The 19,165-nt window shown below is 70.5% G+C and carries 20 protein-coding genes; 11 read left to right on the top strand and 9 right to left on the bottom strand.

Going from position 1 to position 19,165, the window contains the following annotated elements; all coding sequences use genetic code 11:
- Positions 1 to 25: 25 nt before the first annotated feature.
- Positions 26 to 934, bottom strand: a complete 909-nt coding sequence (locus ABIC63_RS17315) for a LysR family transcriptional regulator (protein WP_354320688.1) — start codon at positions 932 to 934, stop codon at positions 26 to 28.
- Between the two features lie 123 nt (positions 935 to 1,057).
- On the opposite strand from ABIC63_RS17315, the gene ABIC63_RS17310 reads away from it, so the two are divergent.
- The 4 genes from ABIC63_RS17310 (at position 1,058) to ABIC63_RS17295 (ending at position 5,568) form a co-directional block, all read left to right on the top strand.
- Positions 1,058 to 2,287 carry a 3-hydroxybenzoate 6-monooxygenase gene (locus ABIC63_RS17310; protein ID WP_354320687.1) on the top strand — a complete coding sequence of 410 codons (1,230 nt, stop codon included), beginning with the start codon at positions 1,058 to 1,060 and terminating at the stop codon, positions 2,285 to 2,287.
- A gap of 135 nt (positions 2,288 to 2,422) precedes the next feature.
- Positions 2,423 to 3,124, top strand: a complete 702-nt coding sequence (locus ABIC63_RS17305) for a fumarylacetoacetate hydrolase family protein (RefSeq protein ID WP_354320686.1) — start codon at positions 2,423 to 2,425, stop codon at positions 3,122 to 3,124.
- A gap of 172 nt (positions 3,125 to 3,296) precedes the next feature.
- Positions 3,297 to 4,439 (top strand): cupin domain-containing protein, encoded by a 1,143-nt coding sequence (locus tag ABIC63_RS17300; RefSeq protein ID WP_354320685.1) that lies wholly within the window; start codon positions 3,297 to 3,299, stop codon positions 4,437 to 4,439.
- A 181-nt stretch (positions 4,440 to 4,620) separates the two neighbouring features.
- Positions 4,621 to 5,568 carry a Bug family tripartite tricarboxylate transporter substrate binding protein gene (locus ABIC63_RS17295; RefSeq protein WP_354320783.1) on the top strand — a complete coding sequence of 316 codons (948 nt, stop codon included), beginning with the start codon at positions 4,621 to 4,623 and terminating at the stop codon, positions 5,566 to 5,568.
- Positions 5,569 to 5,583: 15 nt separating this feature from the next.
- Here ABIC63_RS17295 and ABIC63_RS17290 read toward each other — a convergent pair whose 3' ends face one another.
- Entirely contained in the window at positions 5,584 to 6,771 is a 1,188-nt protein-coding gene (locus tag ABIC63_RS17290) for a M20 aminoacylase family protein (RefSeq protein ID WP_354320782.1), read from the bottom strand.
- Positions 6,772 to 6,788: 17 nt separating this feature from the next.
- Positions 6,789 to 7,775: a Bug family tripartite tricarboxylate transporter substrate binding protein gene (locus tag ABIC63_RS17285; protein WP_354320684.1), complete on the bottom strand. Its 987-nt coding sequence runs from the start codon at positions 7,773 to 7,775 to the stop codon at positions 6,789 to 6,791.
- 116 nt (positions 7,776 to 7,891) lie between these two features.
- Between ABIC63_RS17285 and ABIC63_RS17280 the strand changes: the two genes are divergently transcribed.
- From ABIC63_RS17280 to ABIC63_RS17260, 5 genes are all read left to right on the top strand, one after another.
- On the top strand, positions 7,892 to 8,797 hold the full coding sequence (locus ABIC63_RS17280) for a LysR family transcriptional regulator (RefSeq protein WP_354320683.1): 906 nt from the start codon (positions 7,892 to 7,894) through the stop codon (positions 8,795 to 8,797).
- Between the two features lie 88 nt (positions 8,798 to 8,885).
- Complete coding sequence (locus tag ABIC63_RS17275; protein ID WP_354320682.1) at positions 8,886 to 9,857, top strand: Bug family tripartite tricarboxylate transporter substrate binding protein; 972 nt, start codon at positions 8,886 to 8,888, stop codon at positions 9,855 to 9,857.
- A 136-nt stretch (positions 9,858 to 9,993) separates the two neighbouring features.
- On the top strand, positions 9,994 to 10,539 hold the full coding sequence (locus tag ABIC63_RS17270) for a hypothetical protein (RefSeq protein ID WP_294366478.1): 546 nt from the start codon (positions 9,994 to 9,996) through the stop codon (positions 10,537 to 10,539).
- The gene (locus ABIC63_RS17265) at positions 10,526 to 11,209 is read left to right on the top strand and encodes a hypothetical protein (RefSeq protein ID WP_294366476.1); all 684 of its coding nucleotides are present in this window, start codon (positions 10,526 to 10,528) and stop codon (positions 11,207 to 11,209) included. Before ABIC63_RS17270 ends, ABIC63_RS17265 begins: the two co-directional genes overlap by 14 nt.
- A 109-nt stretch (positions 11,210 to 11,318) precedes the next feature.
- Positions 11,319 to 12,677, top strand: a complete 1,359-nt coding sequence (locus tag ABIC63_RS17260) for an FAD-dependent oxidoreductase (protein ID WP_354320681.1) — start codon at positions 11,319 to 11,321, stop codon at positions 12,675 to 12,677.
- Between the two features lie 19 nt (positions 12,678 to 12,696).
- Here the strand turns inward: ABIC63_RS17260 and ABIC63_RS17255 are convergent, their stop codons facing one another.
- Positions 12,697 to 13,683 (bottom strand): hypothetical protein, encoded by a 987-nt coding sequence (locus ABIC63_RS17255; RefSeq protein WP_354320680.1) that lies wholly within the window; start codon positions 13,681 to 13,683, stop codon positions 12,697 to 12,699.
- Between the two features lie 125 nt (positions 13,684 to 13,808).
- On the opposite strand from ABIC63_RS17255, the gene ABIC63_RS17250 reads away from it, so the two are divergent.
- Positions 13,809 to 14,240 (top strand): VOC family protein, encoded by a 432-nt coding sequence (locus ABIC63_RS17250; RefSeq protein WP_354320679.1) that lies wholly within the window; start codon positions 13,809 to 13,811, stop codon positions 14,238 to 14,240.
- Here ABIC63_RS17250 and ABIC63_RS17245 read toward each other — a convergent pair.
- Positions 14,186 to 14,683, bottom strand: coding sequence for a GNAT family N-acetyltransferase (locus ABIC63_RS17245; protein ID WP_354320678.1), 498 nt, complete (start codon positions 14,681 to 14,683; stop codon positions 14,186 to 14,188). The genes ABIC63_RS17250 and ABIC63_RS17245 overlap by 55 nt on opposite strands.
- Before the next feature lie 185 nt (positions 14,684 to 14,868).
- Between ABIC63_RS17245 and ABIC63_RS17240 the strand changes: the two genes are divergently transcribed.
- Positions 14,869 to 15,753, top strand: coding sequence for an acyl-CoA thioesterase (locus ABIC63_RS17240; protein ID WP_354320677.1), 885 nt, complete (start codon positions 14,869 to 14,871; stop codon positions 15,751 to 15,753).
- Between the two features lie 40 nt (positions 15,754 to 15,793).
- Here ABIC63_RS17240 and ABIC63_RS17235 read toward each other — a convergent pair whose 3' ends face one another.
- From ABIC63_RS17235 to ABIC63_RS17220, 4 genes are read right to left on the bottom strand one after another with little or no spacing between them, the layout of a single operon-like run.
- Entirely contained in the window at positions 15,794 to 16,516 is a 723-nt protein-coding gene (locus tag ABIC63_RS17235; RefSeq protein WP_354320676.1) for an ABC transporter ATP-binding protein, read from the bottom strand.
- Entirely contained in the window at positions 16,513 to 17,265 is a 753-nt protein-coding gene (locus ABIC63_RS17230; protein WP_354320675.1) for an ABC transporter ATP-binding protein, read from the bottom strand. Before ABIC63_RS17230 ends, ABIC63_RS17235 begins: the two co-directional genes overlap by 4 nt.
- A complete protein-coding gene (locus ABIC63_RS17225; RefSeq protein WP_354320674.1) occupies positions 17,262 to 18,239 on the bottom strand; it encodes a branched-chain amino acid ABC transporter permease in 978 nt (325 codons plus the stop codon). Before ABIC63_RS17225 ends, ABIC63_RS17230 begins: the two co-directional genes overlap by 4 nt.
- Positions 18,240 to 18,244: 5 nt before the next feature.
- Positions 18,245 to 19,165 carry a branched-chain amino acid ABC transporter permease gene (locus tag ABIC63_RS17220; protein ID WP_114801859.1) on the bottom strand — a complete coding sequence of 307 codons (921 nt, stop codon included), beginning with the start codon at positions 19,163 to 19,165 and terminating at the stop codon, positions 18,245 to 18,247.

The following is a 19,165-nucleotide window of genomic DNA, read 5'->3' as shown; positions in this document are numbered from 1 at the left end:
GTGACAGTGGGGTGGGAGCGGCGGATTATCCGGGCGCCGCGCCGCCGCCGAACAGCTGCGCCATCGTCCGCCGCAGCCAGGCGTTGCCATCGTCGGCATGGAAGCGCGCATGCCAGTGCTGCTTGACCGCATAGGCCGGCAGCGCGAAGGGCGGCTCGATGATGCGCACCGGCTCCTGCGTGGCCAGGATCTGGCCCAGCACGCGCGGCACGATCACCACCAGTTCGGTCTGCGCCACGATGCGCGCCACGCCCAGGAAGCTGGACAGCCGCACCGCCACCTTGCGCTCGATGCCGGCGCGGGCGATGGTCTTGTCGACGATGGCATGGCCGGTGCCCGAGGAGGCGATCAGGGCGTGCGACTCGGCGGCGAAGCCCTTGCGCGTGAGCCGCGCGCCAATGCGCGGGTGGTCTTTCGCGACCAGGCAGACGAAGTTCTGGCGGAACAGCGTCTGGCCGTAGAAGCCGGCCTCCAGCTGCGGCATGAAGCCCACGGCCAGGTCGACCTCGCCATCCTCCAGCCGGCGCGCGCTGGCGGCCGAGACGATCTCGGTCTCCACCTGCACGCCCGGGGCCTCGCGGCCCAGGTGGTCCAGCAGGCGCGGCAGCAGCACCACCTCGCTGATGTCCGTGAGGCAGATGCGGAAGCGCCGCTGCGCCGTGGCCGGGTCGAAGGCCTCGCGGCTGGCGCGGGCCCGCTCGATCTGCGCCAGCGCCTCGCGCAGGGCGGGCTGGATCTTCTGCGCATGCGGCGTGGGCTGCATGCCCAGCGCCGTGCGCTCGAACAGGCGGTCGTCGAAATGCGCGCGCAGCTTGTTGAGCGCCGTGCTGGCCGCCGCCTGCGCCATGCCCAGGCGCTCGGCCGCCTTGGAGACGCTGGCGGTCTGCCAGACCTCGTCGAACACCCTGAGCCATTCCAGGTCCAGCTTGGACATGCGCGCACCCCACTATCGAAAAACGCGATGCCGAGTATCAGCCACAGTGCTTGAGGCAATAGTGGGGCCTGCGAACAATCCACGCCATTGACAGGCATCAATGCAGAACAGCCGGAGACAGGCATGGCATCACTCGCAGCATCCCCACGCGCATCCACTTCTTCCTCCCCCCTGCCGGTGCTGGTGGCCGGTGGCGGCATCGGCGGCATCGCCGCCGCGCTGGCCCTCGTGCGCCGTGGCTTCGACGTGATGGTGCTGGAGCAGGCCGCGCAGCTGGGCGAGATCGGTGCCGGCATCCAGCTGGGGCCCAATGCCTTCGCGGCCTTCGACGCGCTGGGCATTGGCGAGATCGCCCGCGCCCGCGCCGTCTACACCGACGAGATGGTGATGCACGACGCGCTGGACGAGACGCTGGTGGGCCGCATCCCCACCGGCGAGGCCTTCCGGCAGCGCTTCGGCAACCCCTATGCCGTGATCCACCGCGCCGACGTGCACGGCTCGCTGCTCGAAGGCGCCCATGCCACCGGCCGGGTGGAGATCGCCACCGCCACGCAGGTGCAGCGCATTGCGCAGGACGATGAGGGCGTGACCGTGGTCAGCAGCGATGGCCGCAGCTTCCGTGGCTGCGCGCTGATCGGCGCGGACGGCGTGAAGTCGGCGGTGCGGCGGCAATATGTGGGCGACGACGCGCGCGTGTCGGGCCACGTGGTCTACCGCGCCGTGGTGGACCGCGCCGACTTTCCGCCCGACCTGCAATGGAATGCCGCCAGCATCTGGGTGGGGCCCAACTGCCACCTGGTGCACTACCCGCTGCGCGGCGGCGAGCAGTACAACGTGGTCGTCACCTTCCACAGCCGCGAGCAGGAGGAGTGGAGCGTGCGCGAGGGCAGCCGCGAAGAGGTGCAGAGCTACTTCGAGGGCATCTGCGCCCGCGCCCGCCAGCTGATCGACCTGCCCAAGGACTGGAAGCGCTGGGCCACCGCGGACCGCGAGCCCATCGGGCAGTGGGTCTTCGGTCGGGCAGCGCTGCTGGGCGACGCCGCCCATCCCACGCTGCAGTACCTGGCCCAGGGCGCCTGCATGGCCATGGAAGACGCCGTGACGCTGGGCGAGGCCCTGCGCGTGCACGACAACCAGTGGGACAAGGCCTTGGCGCTCTACCAGCGCTCTCGCGTGGCGCGCACGGCCCGCGTGGTGCTGTCGGCGCGCGAGATGGGGCGCATCTTCCACGCCAAGGGTGTGGAGCGCCTGGTGCGCAACGACCTGTGGAAGGGCCGCACGCCGGAGCGCTTCTATGACGCGATGGAGTGGCTGTACGGATGGACCGAAGGCAACTGCTTGGCCACCGGCTGACACCCTGCCGCCCGCCTCGTTCGCATCACATTCATCGAAACATCACCCTGCCCGTTGGCGCTCAATCACCCCCAACCGTTCGCGCTGAGCCTGTCGAAGCGCCGACCCCGACCCATCCTGTCATCCCCTCACGCCATGACCGACTACCTCTGGACCCCACCCCCCGTCGCCTCCCTGCCCGTGCGTGGCGACAGCCGACGCCTGCCGGTGAACCGCCTCTTCTTCGTCGGCCGCAACTACCACGCCCATGCGGTGGAGATGGGCCGCCCCGTCGACAAGTCGGTGGAGCAGCCCTTCTACTTCACCAAGGCGCCTTCCACGCTGGTCGAATCCGGCGCCACCGTGGCCTACCCGCCCGGCACGCAGAACTTCCACTTCGAGATGGAGCTGGTGGTGGTCATCGGCGCCGCGGGCTTCCGCGTGGCACGCGAAGACGCCGGCCGCCTTGTCTACGGCTATGCCTGCGGCCTGGACATGACCCGCCGCGACCTGCAGCTGGTGGCCCGCGACAAGGGCCGGCCCTGGGACCTGGGCAAGGATGTGGAGCAGTCCTCCGTCTGCTCCGAGGTCGTGCCCATGGCCGGTACCGTGCTGTCGCAGGGCGAGATCGCGCTGCAGGTCAACGGCGAGACCAAGCAGAAGTCCGACCTCGACAAGCTGATCTGGAACATCCCCGAGCTGATCGAAGACCTGTCGAAGTACTACCACCTGCAGCCCGGCGACCTGATCTACACCGGCACGCCCGAAGGTGTGGGTCCGGTCCAGAGCGGCGACCGCATCACGGGCCACGTGCAGGGCGTGGGCGAGATCGCCCTGGCCATCGGCCCCGCGGCATGATGGCGGCCGGCGCGACTGCAGCATGCGCATGGCCCCCGCTCCTCTCCCCTTTGGGGAGAGGCTGGGTGAGGGGCCGCGGACCTCTCACGCGCTGCAGCTGCACCATCGCCGCGGGCCCTCACCCCCGCCCTCTCCCAGCGGGAGAGGGTGCCCCCACCAGGAGACGCTTCATATGGCTGCCGTGATCGACACCCTTCCCTCCCCCGTGCGGCTGCAGGCCGTGGCCGCGCCCGGCCAGCCCGAGCCCACGCCCGCCCTGAGCCAGCTCTACCACGGCTTCGAGGAAGAGCTGCTGGTGCCGCTGTGGACGCAGATCGGCAGCCTGATGCCGCCGCATCCGCGCAGCAAGGCGGCGCCGCACCTGTGGCGCTGGGAGCGGCTCAAGCAGCTCGCGGCCGAGGCCGGCCAGCTGGTGCCGGTGGGCCGCGGCGGCGAGCGCCGGGCCATCGCCCTGGCCAACCCGGCGCTGGGCGGCCAGCCCTATGCCACGCCCACGCTGTGGGCCGCCATCCAGTACCTGATGCCCGGCGAGCATGCGCCCGAGCACCGCCACACGCAGAACGCCTTCCGCTTCGTGGTCGAGGGCGAAGGCGTGTGGACCGTGGTCAACGGCGACGCGGTGCGCATGGCGCGCGGCGACTTCCTGCCGCAGGCCGGCTGGAACTGGCATGCCCACCACAACGCCGCCACCGAGCCCATGGCCTGGATCGACGGGCTGGACATTCCCTTTGCGTACTACACCGAGTCGCAGTTCTTCGAGCATGGCCGTGACCAGTTGAGCGAGGCCGAATGCGCCACGCCCGAGCGCTCGCGCTCCGAGCGGCTGTGGGCCCATCCGGGCCTGCGGCCCCTTTCGCAGCAAGCCGACACGCCGGCCACGCCGCTGCTGGCCTACCGATGGGCCGACACCGACCGCGCCCTGGCCGATCAGCTGGCGCTGGAGGACGAGGGCCACCCCGGCGTGCTGAGCCCCGGCCATGCGGCCGTGCGCTTCACCCACCCGGGCACGGGCCGCGACGTGCTGCCCACCATGCGCTGCGAGATGCACCGCGTGCGCGCCGGTGGCCACACCCGCACCTGGCGCGAGGTGGGCGGCTCGGTATACCAGGTGTTCGACGGCACCGGCAGCGTGACCGTGGGCGACAAGACCTGGCGCGTGCAGCGCGGCGACCTGTTCGTCGTGCCCTCGTGGCAACCCTTCTCGGCCGCCTGCGACGCACAGGCCGCCTCGCTGGACCTGTTCCGCTTCGGCGATGCGCCGATCTTCGAGGCGCTGAACCAGTACCGCATGCAGGTCGACGATCTTGTCGCCTGAGCGCCATAACCATCAGGCAGGACGTCGGCCCGCGCTTGCCCTGGCTGCGACAGGCTCAGCCCGAGCGGTCGTAGGTCAACTGACCGCATTGCTTGCGCGCCTGCCCGAAGCCGCTTTCCCATTCCTGCCAACAACACCGGAGACATCCTTGAAATTCCTGCTTCCCGCCCTGGCCGCCAGCATGGCCGCCACCTTCGCGGCCTCGGCCGCCTTCGCCCAGACCACCGACTACCCCACCAAGCCCGTGACCATCGTCACGCCCTTCGCGGCCGGCAGCGGCCCCGACGCGGTGCTGCGCCTGGTCAGCGACAAGCTGGGCAAGCTCTGGAACCAGCGCGTGACCATCGACAACAAGCCCGGCGGCGGTGGTTTCATCGCCATCGACGCGGCCCGGCGCGCGGCGCCCGACGGCTACACGCTGATCCAGTTCGACAGCGAGCACCTGGCCGCGCTGCCGCACCTGTACAAGTCGCGCAACTTCGTGACCCTGCAGCACTTCGACCCCGTGGCCGCGCTCTTTCGCACGCCCTTCTTCGTGGCGGTGAGCAGCGAGTCGAAGTGGAAGTCGATGCGCGACCTGATCGCCGAGGCCAAGGCCAAGCCGGGCCAGATCACCTACGGCTCCTGGGGCGTGGGCAGCCCGGGCCACCTGGGCGGCCAGCAGCTGGACGCGCTCACCGGCACGCAGATGAACCATGCGCCCTATCGCGAGGTGTCGCAGCTCTACGCCAACGTGGGCACGGGCGAGGTGCCCTGGGCCTTCGCCAGCATCCCCTCCAGCCAGGGCATCTACAAGGCCGGCAAGCTCAAGTACCTGGCCGTGGCGGCCAAGAAGCGCGTGCCGCAGATGCCCGACGTGCCCACCATGGCCGAGTCGGGTGGGCCGGCCGAGCTGGAGGTCAACTCCTTCGTGTCGCTGCTGGCGCCCAAGGGCGTGCCGGACGCCATCAAGAAGAAGATCAACGCCGACGTGGCCAAGGTGATCGCCGACCCCGAGATCCGCGCCCGTTTCGACACCTTCGCCTTCGAGCCGCTGGGCTGGTCGCCCGAGGAGATCGCGCGCCAGGCCGAGATCAAGTCCAAGGTCTACGGCGAGCTGGTGCGGCGCGGCAACATCAGCCTGGATTGATCGGCCAGAAGGCGCTCAGGCGTCCTGCAGGTAGGCCGCCGTGAGGTGGCTCCAGAAGGCGGCGGCGGGCGCAATGATGTCGTCGTTGAAGTCGTAGCCCGGGTTGTGCACATGGCAGCCGCCCGGCGTGCCGGGTGCGCCGTTGCCCACGAAGAGGTAGCAGCCCGGCACCTTCTGCAGCATGAAGGCGAAGTCCTCGCTGGCGGTGAACATCGGCCCCTGGGCATCCACGCGCGCCGGGCCGAAGAGCCCGGTCGCCACATCCACCGCCAGCGCGGTCTCCTGCAGGGTGTTGACCAGCACCGCATAGCCGTCGCGCCAGTCCACGGCCGCCTCCACGCCATAGCTGCGTGCCTGCAGGTCCACCAGCGCGAGGATGCGGGCCTTGACCAGTTGGCGCACCTCCTCGTCCAGCGCGCGGATGCTCAGTTCCAGCCGGGCCTCTTCGGGGATGACGTTGTTGGCCTGGCCCGCGTGCAGCGCGCCCACCGTCACCACGGCGGTCTTGAGCGGATCGACATTGCGCGCCACCACGGTCTGCAGTGCCATGACGATGGACGACGCCGCCACCACCGTGTCGCAGGCCTGGTGCGGAAAGGCGCCGTGGCCGCCGCGCCCCTTCAGCGTGATCGTGACGTTGTCGCTGGAGGCCATGGCCGGCCCCGTGCGAAAGCAGAAGCGGCCGGTCTCGATGCCCGGCATGTTGTGCAGCGCATAGACCGCATCGCAGGGAAAGCGCTCGAACAGGCCGTCGGCCATCATCGCCAGCGCGCCGCCCGCGCCTTCCTCGGCGGGCTGGAAGATCAGGTGCAGCACGCCGCTGAAGTCCACGTCTTCCGCGATCAGCCGGGCGGCGGCCAGCAGCGTGGCGGTGTGGCCGTCATGACCGCAGGCATGCATCAGGCCGGGCCGCTGGCTGGCCCAGGCGTGGCCGCTGGCCTCGGGCACCGGCAGGGCGTCCATGTCGGCGCGGATGCCCAGGGCGCGGCGTCCGTCGCCGCGCCGCAGCGTGCCCACCACACCCGTGCGGCCCACGCCCGTGGTCACCGCGTAGCCCCAGCCGCGCAGCTTGTGCGCGACCAGCGCCGCCGTCTCGTGTTCCTCGAAGGCGAGTTCGGGCCGGGCATGGATGGCGCGGCGGAGCTGGATGAACTCGCCCACGCGCTGCGCCAGGGCCTGGCCCAGGTACGGCGCGTCCTGCATCGTCGTCGCGGCCTGCGTCATTGCGGCTGCAGGTGCATGGACCGGGCGATGGCCTGGTAGCGGGCGGTGTTGTCCGCATACAGCTTGCCCAGCGCAGGCAGCGGCTGCGGCGCCGGCACGACCATGGCCTGGGCCTCCAGCGCCGCGCGCACCGTCGGGTCGGCGGCCACCTCGCTCAGGGCCTTGTGCAGGGCCTGCACGATCGGCTCGGGCGTGTCCTTGCGCACGAAGAAGCCGGCCCAGGTCTCGAACACGAAGCCCTTGAGGGCCTTGCTCTCGTCGAGCGTCGGCACCTTGGGAAACAGCGCCTGCCGGTCGGCGGAGAGCACCGCCGTGGCCTTGAGCTTGCCCTGCTCCACCATGTCGACCTGGCCGCGGCCGTAGGGCGTCATGAAGATGTCGACCTGCCCGGCCATCACGTCCTGCAGCGCGGGCGCGCCGCCCTTGTAGGGCACGTGCGTCATGGGGATGCCGGTGGCCTTGGACAGGTGCTCGCCCAGCAGGTGGTACAGCGAGCCGGGGCCCACGCTGGCGAAGGTGAGCGGCTTGCCCTCGGCGGCCGACTTGCGCGCGTAGGCGACCAGTTCGTCGCCGTTGGCGGCGGGCAGGTCCCTGCGGGCCAGCATCACCAGCGGGTTGATGGTGATCATCTGCACCAGCCGGAAGTCCTCCGGCTTGTACTTGATGGCCGCGTTCGACAGCGGCGCGAGGACGAGCTCGTTGGGCGAGCCCTGGAAGATCATGTGGCCGTCCGCCGGGCTGTTGAGCACCTTCTGCGCCGCGATGCCACCGCTGGCACCGCCCAGGTTCTCGACGATCACCGGCTGCCCCAATTGGCGCGCCAGCACGTTGTTGAGGCTGCGCGCGATGACGTCCGACACCCCGCCCGCCGGGTAGGGCACCATGAGCGTCACGGGCCGGGTCGGAAAGCTCTGGGCCCAGGCGCTCGCGCCGAGCAGCAGGCTGAGGAATGCGCCGGTCAGCGCTTTGAACGAGGGCTTCATGCGAGTGGCTCCTGGCCGTGGGGGTGAAGGACGGAGCGGGATCGTAGGAGTGGCCATTCATGTCGTCCAATGCATTGCTGATTGGATATAAATGATCCAAAACGCATGGATGGAACATGACCCTGGTTCAACTGCGGCACTTCATCGAACTGGCCCGCGCCGGCTCCTTCGTGCGGGCGTCGGACGTGCTGTGCATGACGCAGCCGGCCCTCAGCCGCAGCATCAAGGCGCTGGAGGAAGAGCTGGACCGCCTGCTGTTCGACCGCATCGGCAAGCGCATCGAGCTGACCGCCTTCGGCCAGGAGGTGCTGGCGCGCAGCCAGGCGCTGGTCGAAGAGGCCGAACAGCTGCGCCACTGCGGACGCGCCCTGAGCCCGGAAGACAGCGGGCGCATCCGCGTGGGGCTGAGCTCCGGCCCCGGCGCGCTGCTGAGTGCGGTCATCCTGTCGCACTTCACGCAGCACTATCCCAAGTTTCATGTCGACATCGTCCGCAGCAACACGGCCAGCCTGGCACAGATGCTGCGCGACCGGCTGCTGGACGCGCTGGTGGTCGACATCCGCTCGCTGCGGCCCGCGCCCGACCTGCGCGTGACGGACATCGCCGAGCTGGACGGCGTGTTCATGTGCCGGCCGGGGCATCCGCTGGCCCGCCTTGCGCGCATGGGCTTCGCGCAGCTCAATGCCTACCCCGTGTGCTCCACGCCGCTGAGCGAGGAGACGGCCCGCATCCTGGTCGAGCGCTACGGCGAGCAGGCGCATCCGGCGGTGCTGGTCAAGCTCACCAGCGACGAGATCTCGCACCTCGTGCAGGTCACGCAGGACACGGACGCCGTGCTGCTGGCCATCCGCGCCAGCGCGCCGCACCTGGTGGAGTTGCCCATGTCGCCGCCCTTGAAGACGCAGGCGCGCTTCGGCCTGGTCACCATCGCCAGCAAGTCCGAGCCGCCCTTCCTGCCGGTCATCCGCGGCCTGATGCGAGAGGCCCTGCGCGAAGGCGGCGCCGACTCGCCGCCGCCCTAGCCGGGCCATGCCGCAGGCGACATGCCAATGCAGGTGTGGCCCTCTAGACTCGGCGCCTCTTCAGCTTTCCGGCACCTGACCGATCCCCATGTCGATTGCACGCAGAACCCTTCTCGCCACCGCCTGTGCCCTGCTGGCCGCTGGCGGTGCGCAGGCCCAGACCGCTGCCACGTGGCCCAGCAAGCCGATCCGCCTGGTGGTGGGCTTTCCGGGCGGCTCCACGCCCGACATCGCGGCGCGCGTGCTGGCCGAGCCGCTGGCCAAGGCCCTCGGCCAGCCGGTGGTGGTGGACAACAAGCCGGGCGCCTCCGGCAACATCGCGGCCGACACCGTGGCCAAGGCCACGGACGACCACACGCTGGGCATCGTCATCAACGGCAACCTCACGTCGTCGAAGATGCTGTACTCCAAGCTGCCTTACGACCCGGCCAAGGACTTCAGCTACCTCTCGCTGATCGCCACTGCGCCGCTGGTGCTGGTGGCCAGCAACGACATTCCCACGGGCAAGGACTTCCTGGCCGCGGCGCGCGCCTCGGGCACGAAGTGGAACTACGGCTCGGTGGGCGTGGGCTCGGTGGGCCACCTGGGCATGGAGCTGCTCAAGAACCGCATCCCCGGCATGGACGCCACGCACGTGCCCTACGCCGGCAACCCGCAGGTGGTGACCGCCATGATCGGTGGCCAGCTGCAACTGGCCCTGGTGCCGCCCGCCATCGCGATTCCGCAGGTCAAGGCCGGCAAGCTCAAGGCCATCGGCCTGACCAGCGGCCGCAGCACCCTGGCGCCGGAGTACGCCCCCCTGGCCGACATCGGCGTGCGCGACTTCAACCTGGAGGTATGGACCGCCCTGCTCGGCCCCGCCAGCCTGTCGCCCCAGGCCAAGGCCCGCATCACCAAGGAGATCGCGGTCATCATGAAGAACCCCGAGGTGCGCCAGCAGCTCTTCGACAAGGGCTGGCAGCCGGTCGGCACCTCGCCCGAGGGCATGCGCCTGCGCGTGCAGGACGAGGCGGCGATCATGAGCAAGATCATCCAGGCGCGCGGGATCAAGCTGCAGTGAGAGGCTGACGGCCGCGCTGGATGCCGACACGTCGCGCGGGGCACTGACCGAACGTCGCGCGGCCCGATCCAAGGGGTTGCAAAGGCCCGAGCCTTCGTCGATATTCGTCATTCGCGAATTGCGAACAAGGCGAGGCATGGAACTCAAACCACAGGATCTGCTGGTGCTGCTGAAGGTGGCGGCCAACCCCCCCCAACGCTGGACCTATGCGGCGCTGGGAGCGGCGCTGGCCATGAGCGCTTCGGAGGTCCACGCCAGTGTGCGACGCGCCACCGCCAGCGGTCTGGCCGTGGCGCCCGCACGAGGCGAATGGTCGCCAGTCCGGCCGAGCCTGCTGGAGTTCGTCGTGCATGGCGCACGCTATGTCTGGCCGGCCGCCCTGGGGCCGGCTAAGCGTGGCGTGCCGACTTCCTTCGGGACCGAGCCACTGGCCGGCACGTTGAGCGCCGCTGCAGGCGAGGCGCCGGTCTGGGCCCATCCCTCGGGCAGCAGCAAGGGCCCGACGCTGTCGCCCCTGTATCGGACGGCTCCCGAGGCAGCGCTGGCGGACCCTGCCTTGCACCGCCTGCTGGCACTTCTCGATGCACTGCGAGCAGGACGCGCGCGCGAGCGTGCGCTTGCCGCCCAGTTCATCGCGCGCGAATTGACCGGCCAAGAAAAGAGTGCCGATGCGCGCCACTGACCCGAACCTGCCGCACCTGCGCCGTATCGCCGAAGCACTGGGCGATCTGCGCGAACGCGTGGTCTTCGTCGGCGGTGCGGTGGCCGGGTTGCTGGTGACCGACCCGTTGGCCGAGGCGGTGCGCGCCACCCGTGACGTGGACGCGGTGATCCAGGCGGACTGGATCGGCTTCCACCACGTCGAGACGCAGGTGCAGCAGCTCGGCTTCGTGCGCGATGCTGGCAGCGAGGTGATCTGCCGGTGGATACACAAGGCGTCGGGGCTGTTGTTCGATCTGATGCCGGTCGAGCCCGATGTCCTTGGTTTTTCCAACCGCTGGTATCCCTATGCCGTGGCATCGGCAGAGCGGATTGACCTGGGCGCCGGCCTCACGATCCGGATGGTCAGCGCCGTGGCCTTCGTCGCCACCAAGCTCGAAGCCTTCGCCGATCGGGGTGGCGGCGACTTTCTGATGAGCCATGACCTGGAAGATGTCATGAACATCGTGGACGGCCGCGAGGAACTGATCCCCGAAATGGCAGTAGCGCCCGAGGCACTGCGGTCAGCCGTCGCCACCGCAGTGGCAAGGCTGCTGGCGCACCCGGACTTCGCCAATGTCCTTCCTGGACTGATCGCCGAGCCGGAGCGTGCGGAACTGGTCCTGGACCGGCTTCGGCGCCTTTCCCCATGAGCGAACTGCACGGACCGGCGGCGTCGCGGGCGCACTGCAGAGCCCAGGCCGATTCCGTGAATCCCTGTGACCGCTCTACCGCGGCAGAACCGAAACCCCGAACATCGACATGAGCTCCAAGACCATCCAAGAACCCGCCCGCACCCTCCCCCTCTTCGGCGAATGGGACGTCGTGGTCGTCGGCGGCGGGCCGGCCGGCATCGCGGCGGCGGTGAGCGCCGCGCGGGAGGGCGCCCGCACGCTGCTGGTGGAGCGCTACGGCTTCCTCGGCGGCATGGGCACGGCCGGCGGGGTGACCAACTTCGCGGGCCTCTATGGCCGGCGCGGCGGCGAGATGCAGCTGCTGGTGCGCGGCGTGGCCGACGAGCTGCTGGCGCGCATCGACGCGCTGGGCGGCCTCAACCGGCCGCAGGACGGCATGCAGGGCCGTATCCGCGTGCGCTCCTACGACACCTCGGCCTACAAGTGCGCCGCCGACCAGTTGCTGGCCGATGCAGGCGTGGACCTGCTCTTCCACGCCTGGGCCGCGGCCGTGGTGATGGAGGGGCCGCGCATCGACGCGCTGGTGGTCGAGACCAAGTCGGGCCGGCAGGCAATCCGCGCCGCGGCCTTCGTCGACGCCAGCGGCGATGCCGACGTGGCAGCCTTTGCCGGCGTGCCCTTCGAGGTAGGCGACGGCCACGGCAGCGGGCTCTTTCCCACCACCATGTTCCGCGTGGGCCAGGTCGAGGCCGGACCGGCGCTGGAGGCGGTCGGCGAGTTCAAGGCCATCAACGACTGGATCGAGCGCGTCAAGGCCGCCAAGCCGGGCGAGTACCGCTTCGCGCGCGAGGGCGCGATCCTGCGGCCCAACATCGATCCGCGGGAATGGCGCGTCAACGTCACGCAGATCCGCAATGCCGAAGGCCGCGCGATGAACGGCGTGGATGCGCGCCAGCTGAGCGAAGGCGAGCTGGAGGGCCGGCGACAGATTGCCGAGTTCCATCGCTTCCTCAAGGCCGAGATCCCGGGCTTTGCGCAGTCGGCCATCGTGGAGATCGCACCCCAGGTGGGCATCCGCGAGACCCGGCGCATCCGCGGCCTCTACGCGCTGGCGGGCGAGGACATCCTGGGCTCGGCCCGATTCGACGACGTGATCGGGCTCAGCGCCTGGCCCATGGAGCTGCATGCCGACGGCCGCATCGAGTGGGGCTTTCCCCGCGACGCCGACAACGCCTACCACCACCTGCCCTGGCGCATGCTGGTGCCCCACGGCGTGGACAACCTGCTGGTGGCCGGCCGCTGCGCCAGCATGACCCACGAGGGCCAGTCCGCCGCCCGCGCCAGCGGCGGCTGCTTCGCGATGGGCCAGGCGGCCGGAACGGCCGCAGCGCACCTCGGCACGGGCCGCTTTGCCGACGTCGATGTGCCGGCGCTGCAGCAGCGCCTTCAGGCCGCTGGCGCGGACCTGGACGCGCCACGCGGCTGAGCGCGCAATCGCGTCGGCTTCAGCGATACCCCGGCTCGCTGGGGTTGTGAATGATCCAGATCAGGTAGCCGCTCGTGAAGTCGCCCATGCCGCCGCCCGCGAAGATCAGCCGGCCCTGGCCCTTGTAGGTCATCTCGAAGCGGTGGCGGTCGCCGCCGAAGTAGAAGGGGATCCAGGCCTTGCCGGTCATGTAGGCGCCCTGGTCAGTGGGCGGGCCGATCAGGTCGGTGACCTGCCGCACGGGCATGCCGATCTGCAGCCGCGTGAACTTGCTGTTGGCGGCCGGGTTGCCGGTGATCTCGCCTTCGTAGTCGTTGATGCCCTTGACGGTGATGCCGCTGCCGGATTCGACCTTGGACGAATCGACCACGTTGCCGTTGGCGTCCATGCCCGGCTTGCCAGCCCCACGGGTGCCCGAGCCCTTGGCGGATGACGCCGCCACGGGCGCCGGCGCGGCGGGGGCCGCAGCAGCCGGTGCCGGGGCCGGTGCAGCCGCACGCGCGGGGATGGGGGCCGGCGCAGCGGCCGCCACCTCGGCGCAACGGTCCAGCTCCAGCACCCGGTGCTTCGGCTTGGCCGTGACATGCACCGAACGCACCTTGGCGGTCACCGTGCCGCCCTTGAAGCCCCGCTCGGACGTCGCGCAGCGGAAGAAGATGCCGTCGTCGGCATCGACGGCATAGGCGCCTGCGGGAACGCCGCGTCCACTGGCGCGGGCGAGTTCCACCGAGACGGTCTCACCGACCAGGGCCTTGCGGATCTTGACGGCGCTGGTTTCGTCCGCGGCATCGCGGATGGCGGCGTAGTCCAGGCCGGGCAGCCTGGGTGGCGCCACGGGAGCGGGTGCCACGGCGGGCGCAGCGGCCGGTGCGGGTGTTGCAGCGCCCGGGGTGGCGGCACTGGCGGCATTGCCGCTGCTGGCGCTGTTGCCACTGGAGGCACAGCCCGCGAGCAAGGCGGAGGCGGCAGCGGCGGCGAGCAGGGACAGGCGAAGTGTCGATGTCATCAGGAGTTCCCGTCTTTGGTGATGATGGGCCGGCGTCCTGCCTGCACGGAGGGCGCCAGTCTGCGGGTCATTGTGCCAACCCCCCATGGCTGGACGATGCCGGCCCGCGCCGCCTATGCTGGCGCATGATCTCGCACGTCTTCCTGGGCACCAGCGACTTCGCGCGCGCGCTGGCCTTCTACCAACCGCTGCTGGCCGCGCTGGGCCTGCAGCAGCGCTTCATCGAACGCGACCATCCCTGGGCCGGCTGGCAACAGCCGGGCGTGGCGCGGCCCCTGCTGCTGCTGGGCCGTCCCTACGACGGACAGCCGGCCAGCGCAGGCAACGGCGCGATGCTGGCCCTGCTGGCCGAAAGCCGCCGCCAGGTGGACGAGGTGCATGCGCTGGCCCTGCAACTGGGCGGCCGCTGCGAAGGCCCGCCGGGCCTGCGGCCGCACTACCACGCGCACTACTACGGCGCCTACTTCCGCGACCTCGACGGCAACAAGCTGGGCCTGGCCTGTCACGCGCCCGAGGGCGACCCCATCCAGAGCCCGAGCACCCATTCGTCCACGTAGTGGTCCTGCGCGGCGCGCTTGTAGAAGCCGCGCAGCGTGCCCTCGTGCACGAAGCCCAGCGACTGGTAGAAGCGCAGTGCGCGCGGGTTGTCGCTTTCGGCGAAGAGCTCCACGCGCAGCGCGCCTTCGTCGCGCAGACGGGTGAGGGCATCGTCGATCATGGCGCGGCCCACGCCCTGGCCATGGTGGCGCGGGTCCACCGCCAGCGTGCCGAGCAGTGCGACATGACGCGCCCGTCCGGGGTAGCGCACGGCGCGGTAGAAGCCGGCCACCTGGCCCGCCACCTCCCACACGAAGAAGCAGCCCGAGGCGAGCAGTTCGTCGAACACCGGCTGGAAGGCCTCCAGCGGCATCGGCTCGTGCGTGAGGAAGGGCACCACGTCCGGGTGCATGTAGATCGCATGAACGGCGGCAAGGTCGGCGGGCGTGGCAGGTCGGCGCATGGCGGGATTGTGGCGGGCGGCCCGCATCCATTCGTGCGGTACGGCGGATGATGCGGACCCGTCGAACACCGTTCGGGCCGAGCCTGTCGAAGCCAGGGCACCGATGCGATCGGCGTCGCCCGAGTGGCTGTCTCCCGGCCCGAGCTTTGCTAACGTGGCGGTCTGCTCTGCTTTCGCGCCATGCCATGACCAACGCCCCCACCACCGCCTGCCTCGTCGAGGACCTCGTCGCGCTCATGCGCATGGAGCCGCTGGGCGACGACCGCTTCCGCGCGCAGAGCGAGGACATCGGCACGCCGGCCGTCTTCGGCGGCCAGGTGCTGGGCCAGTCGCTCATGGCGGCCTGCCTGACGGTCGAGCCTGACCGGCCGGTGCACTCCATGCATGCCTACTTCCTGCTGCCGGGCGAGCATGCGCCCATCGACTACAGCGTGGACCGCGTGCGCGATGGCCGCAGCTTCACCACCCGCCATGTGCTGGCGCGGCAGTCGGGCCGCATCATCTTCGAGATGGCGGCCTCTTTCCAGACGCGCGACCGCGGCGTGGAGCACCAGCTGGCCATGCCCGAGGTAGCGCCGCCCGAGGCACTGGCCAGCGACCGCGAACGTCGCCGCGCACTGGGTGACCAATTGCCCGAGCCCTTCCGCGTGAAGGGCACGCAGCCGCACGGCATCGAGTTCCGCACCGTCGAGCAGGACGACCTGCTCGCTCCCCTGCCGCGCGAAGGCGGCAGCGCCGTCTGGATGCGGGCCGTGGCGCCGCTGCCCGACGACCCCAACGTGCACCGCGCCCTGCTGGCCTATGCCTCGGACCACGGCCTGCTGCGCGCCGCCATGGTTCCGCACGGTCTGAGCTTTCTTACGGGCCAGGTGCGGGCCGCCAGCCTGGACCATGCCATGTGGTTCCACCGCGACTTCCGTTTCGACGACTGGCTGCTGTACGTGATCGACTCGCCCAGCGCCGGTGGTGCGCGCGGGCTGTGCCGCGGCAGCGTGTTCGCGCGCGATGGGCGGCTGGTGGCCTCCACCGCGCAGGAGGGCATGCTGCGGGTGCGCGAGCGGCGCGGCTGAAGCCCGCCGCCCCCTCGCCTCCGTCGCAGCGCCTTCCCGCCTACACGCCCAGGTAGCGCGACCAGATGCTGCGTTCGGCATCCAGTGCCGCCGAGTCGCCCTGCCACACCACCCGACCGCGCTCCAGCACCACGTGGCGGTCGGCCAGGCCCAGCAGCCGGTCGATGTACTTGTCCACCACCAGCGTGGTCTGCCCGGCCTGCTTGAGCTGGCGCAGGCAGCGCCAGATCTCCTCGCGGATCACCGGCGCCAGGCCCTCGGTGGCCTCGTCCAGGATCAGCAGGCGCGGGTTGGTCGACAGCGCGCGGGCGATGGCCAGCATCTGCTGCTCGCCGCCCGACAACTGATGCCCCAGGTTGTCCGCGCGCTCGGCCAGGCGCGGGAAGAGCGCATAGAGCTTGTCGAGCGTCCAGCCGTCGCGCAGGCCGTTGCGCTGGTCGGCGAAGGCCACCAGGTGCTCGCGCACCGTGAGGTTGGGAAAGCACTGGCGGCCCTCGGGCACGATGGCCACGCCCAGCCGCGCGATGGCGTCGGGCCGGCGGCCGTGCACCGCCTCGCCGCCGAAGCGGATGCTGCCGCGGCGCAATGCCAGTGCGCCGATCAGCGTCTTGAGCGTGGTGCTCTTGCCCATGCCGTTGCGGCCCAGCAGCGTGAGCACCTGGCCGTGGCGGATCTCGAGGTCGATGCCGAACAGCACCTGGCTGGCGCCGTAGCCGGCCTCCAGCCCGCGGGCTTCGAGCAGCAGGGTCGAGGCTTCGCTCATGCGTCCACCTCTTCCGTGCCCAGGTACACCGCCTGCACCTGCGGATTGCCGCGGATGTCATCGACGCTGCCGGCCACCAGCACGCGGCCATAGACCAGCACCGAGATGCGGTCGGCCAGCTCGAAGACGGCCTTCATGTCGTGCTCGATCAGCAGGATCGCCATGTCGCGCCTGAGTTCGTGGATGAGGGCGGTCATCTGCTGCGAGTCCTCGGGGCCCATGCCGGCCATGGGCTCGTCCAGCAGTAGCAGCCTGGGCCGCGCGGCCAGGGCCAGCGCCACGTCGAGCTGGCGCTGCGCGCCATGCGGCAGCGTGCCGGCGATGCGGTCCAGCGCCTGCGACAGGCCGACGCGGGCCGCCAGCTCATCGGCCGTGGCGCGCAATGCCGCTTCGCGGTTGCGCTCACCCAGGAAGCGCAGGCTGCTGCCGGCATGCGCCTGCGCGGCCAGCAGCAGGTTCTCCATCACGGTGGACTGGCGGAAGATGCTGGTGATCTGGAAGCAGCGCGACAGGCCCGCACGCACGCGGGCATGCATGGGCAGCGGCGTGAGGTCCACCCCGTCCAGCCGCACGCGGCCTGCATCGGGCGCGATCAGTCCCGAGATCAGGTTGACCAGCGTGGACTTGCCCGCGCCGTTGGGGCCGATCAGCGCATGGATCTGGCCGGCATCGACGGTGAGCGACACGTCGTCGGTGGCGCGCAGGGCGCCGAAGTTCTTGCGCAGGCCTTCGACCTCGAACAGGCTCATGTCGCGCTCCCTTCGACCACCGCGCCAGTGGCGGCAGACGTCGCGGTGCGCCGCCGCACCGGCAGGCGCAGGCCCGCCAGTCCGCGCGGCGCCAGGAAGACGATGGCGATCAACAGCAGCCCCAGCGGCAGGTGCCAGTATTCGGTGAAGCGGCGCACCAGCTCCTCCAGCCCGATCCACACCGCGGCGCCCACCGGGCCGCCCCAGCGATGGCCCACGCCGCCGATCACCACCATCACGATCAGCGTGGCCGACTGCGTCCAGTGCATGACCGAAGGGCTGACGAAGTTGTTGTGCGTGACCAGCAGCGCACCCGCCAGCCCGGCCACGGCACCGGCCAGCGCGAAGGCCACGAGCTTGAGCCGGAACACCGGATAGCCCATGGCCTGCATGCGAACCTCGTTGTCGCGGATGCCCACGAGCGCCTGGCCGAAGCGCGCCCGCGTGGCGCGGTTCATCAGCGTCATCACGGCCGCGAACAGGGCCAGCACCACCCAGTAGAAGCTCGGCTCGCTGGCAAGGTCGAGGCCCAGGCCCAGTTCCGGCCGCTGCATCAGGTTGTAGCCGTCGTCGCCGCCATAGGCGCGCAGCGACACGGCCGCGAAATAGAGCATCTGTGCAAAGGCCAGCGTGATCATGATGAAGTAGACCCCGCGGGTGCGCAGCGCCACCAGGCCCACCAGCGCGGCGACCCCGCCGGCCACCACCGCCGCGGCGGGCCACAGCAGCCAGGCCGACACCTGGCCCGCATCGGCCAGCGCCACCAGCGTGTAGGCGCCCACGCCCACGAAGCCCATGTGGCCCAGCGCCACCAGGCCGCCGAAGCCGAGGATGAAGTTCAGGCTGGCCGCGGCCAGCGCGAAGATCAGCACCCGGCGCACGAAGCTGACGTAGTAGTCCAGCCCCACCAGGGGCGCCAGCAGCGGAAAGGCCGCCAGCAGCGCCAGGGCGATCCAGGGGAATGCGCGTGCCATGCCGCTCACCCCCGCGCCGGGAACAGCCCGGTCGGCTTGACGGCCAGCACCACCGCCATCAGCGCATAGGTGGCCAGGCCCGCGATCAGCGGCCCCAGGTCCGACACCAGCGTGGGCGGCAGCACGCCGCGCAGCGCCATCGGCACGAAGGCGCGGCCGATGGTGTCCACCAGCCCCACCAGCATCGCCGCCACGAAGGCACCGCGCACCGAGCCGATGCCGCCGATGACCAGCACCACCAGCGAGGGGATGAGGATCTCCTCGCCCATACCCACCTGCACCGCGGTGAGCGGTCCCATCAGCGCGCCGGCCAGCGCTGCGAGCGCGGCGCCCAGCAGGAAGACCAGCGAGAACACCCGGTCCACCCGCACGCCCATGAACTCGGCCATGGCGCGGTTGGAGGCGCCGGCCCGCACCAGCATGCCCATGCGCGTGTGGTTGACCAGCGCATACAGGCCCAGCGCCACCAGCACGCCGGCCGCGAGGATGACGAGGCGATAGGCCGGGTAGGGCAGCCCGGGCATCAGCTCGACGGCACCCGACAGCGCCTGCGGCGCCGAGGCCATGACCGGCGCCGGGCCCCAGATCATCTTGGCCACGTCGTCGGCCACCAGGATCACGCCGAAGGTGGCCAGCACCTGCGACAGGTGGTCGCGCCCGTACAGGTGGCGCACCAGCAGCCATTCGAGCAGCACTGCCAGCACCACCACCAGCAGCACGGCGGAGGCCACGGCCATCACGAAGGAGCCGCTGGCCGTGTGCACCGTGGCGGCCACATAGGCGCCGCCCATGAAGAGCGAGCCGTGGGCCAGGTTCATCACGTCCATGATGCCGAACACCAGCGTGAGCCCCGCCGCCAGCAGGAATAGCATCAGCCCGTAGCCCAGGCCGTTGAGCATCTGCTCGATGAAGAGGATGGGGGTCAT

It is taken from the genome of Pseudacidovorax sp. 1753, from assembly GCF_040544975.1.
In the GTDB taxonomy this organism is placed as follows: Bacteria; Pseudomonadota; Gammaproteobacteria; order Burkholderiales; family Burkholderiaceae_C; genus Xenophilus.
Note: the sequence above shows the minus strand (reverse complement) of the source record. Positions and strands in the feature narration are given on the sequence as shown.

Bases quoted from the DNA above. Each gene is read 5' to 3' on its own strand.
- ABIC63_RS17315 (WP_354320688.1), bottom strand. From the start codon at position 934: ATGTCCAAGCTGGACCTGGAATGGCTCAGGGTGTTCGACGAGGTCTGG.
- ABIC63_RS17310 (WP_354320687.1), top strand. From the start codon at position 1,058: ATGGCATCACTCGCAGCATCCCCACGCGCATCCACTTCTTCCTCCCCC.
- ABIC63_RS17305 (WP_354320686.1), top strand. From the start codon at position 2,423: ATGACCGACTACCTCTGGACCCCACCCCCCGTCGCCTCCCTGCCCGTG.
- ABIC63_RS17300 (WP_354320685.1), top strand. From the start codon at position 3,297: ATGGCTGCCGTGATCGACACCCTTCCCTCCCCCGTGCGGCTGCAGGCC.
- ABIC63_RS17295 (WP_354320783.1), top strand. From the start codon at position 4,621: ATGGCCGCCACCTTCGCGGCCTCGGCCGCCTTCGCCCAGACCACCGAC.
- ABIC63_RS17290 (WP_354320782.1), bottom strand. From the start codon at position 6,771: ATGCAGGACGCGCCGTACCTGGGCCAGGCCCTGGCGCAGCGCGTGGGC.
- ABIC63_RS17285 (WP_354320684.1), bottom strand. From the start codon at position 7,775: ATGAAGCCCTCGTTCAAAGCGCTGACCGGCGCATTCCTCAGCCTGCTG.
- ABIC63_RS17280 (WP_354320683.1), top strand. From the start codon at position 7,892: ATGACCCTGGTTCAACTGCGGCACTTCATCGAACTGGCCCGCGCCGGC.
- ABIC63_RS17275 (WP_354320682.1), top strand. From the start codon at position 8,886: ATGTCGATTGCACGCAGAACCCTTCTCGCCACCGCCTGTGCCCTGCTG.
- ABIC63_RS17270 (WP_294366478.1), top strand. From the start codon at position 9,994: ATGGAACTCAAACCACAGGATCTGCTGGTGCTGCTGAAGGTGGCGGCC.
- ABIC63_RS17265 (WP_294366476.1), top strand. From the start codon at position 10,526: ATGCGCGCCACTGACCCGAACCTGCCGCACCTGCGCCGTATCGCCGAA.
- ABIC63_RS17260 (WP_354320681.1), top strand. From the start codon at position 11,319: ATGAGCTCCAAGACCATCCAAGAACCCGCCCGCACCCTCCCCCTCTTC.
- ABIC63_RS17255 (WP_354320680.1), bottom strand. From the start codon at position 13,683: ATGACATCGACACTTCGCCTGTCCCTGCTCGCCGCCGCTGCCGCCTCC.
- ABIC63_RS17250 (WP_354320679.1), top strand. From the start codon at position 13,809: ATGATCTCGCACGTCTTCCTGGGCACCAGCGACTTCGCGCGCGCGCTG.
- ABIC63_RS17245 (WP_354320678.1), bottom strand. From the start codon at position 14,683: ATGCGCCGACCTGCCACGCCCGCCGACCTTGCCGCCGTTCATGCGATC.
- ABIC63_RS17240 (WP_354320677.1), top strand. From the start codon at position 14,869: ATGACCAACGCCCCCACCACCGCCTGCCTCGTCGAGGACCTCGTCGCG.
- ABIC63_RS17235 (WP_354320676.1), bottom strand. From the start codon at position 16,516: ATGAGCGAAGCCTCGACCCTGCTGCTCGAAGCCCGCGGGCTGGAGGCC.
- ABIC63_RS17230 (WP_354320675.1), bottom strand. From the start codon at position 17,265: ATGAGCCTGTTCGAGGTCGAAGGCCTGCGCAAGAACTTCGGCGCCCTG.
- ABIC63_RS17225 (WP_354320674.1), bottom strand. From the start codon at position 18,239: ATGGCACGCGCATTCCCCTGGATCGCCCTGGCGCTGCTGGCGGCCTTT.
- ABIC63_RS17220 (WP_114801859.1), bottom strand. From the start codon at position 19,165: ATGACCCCCATCCTCTTCATCGAGCAGATGCTCAACGGCCTGGGCTAC.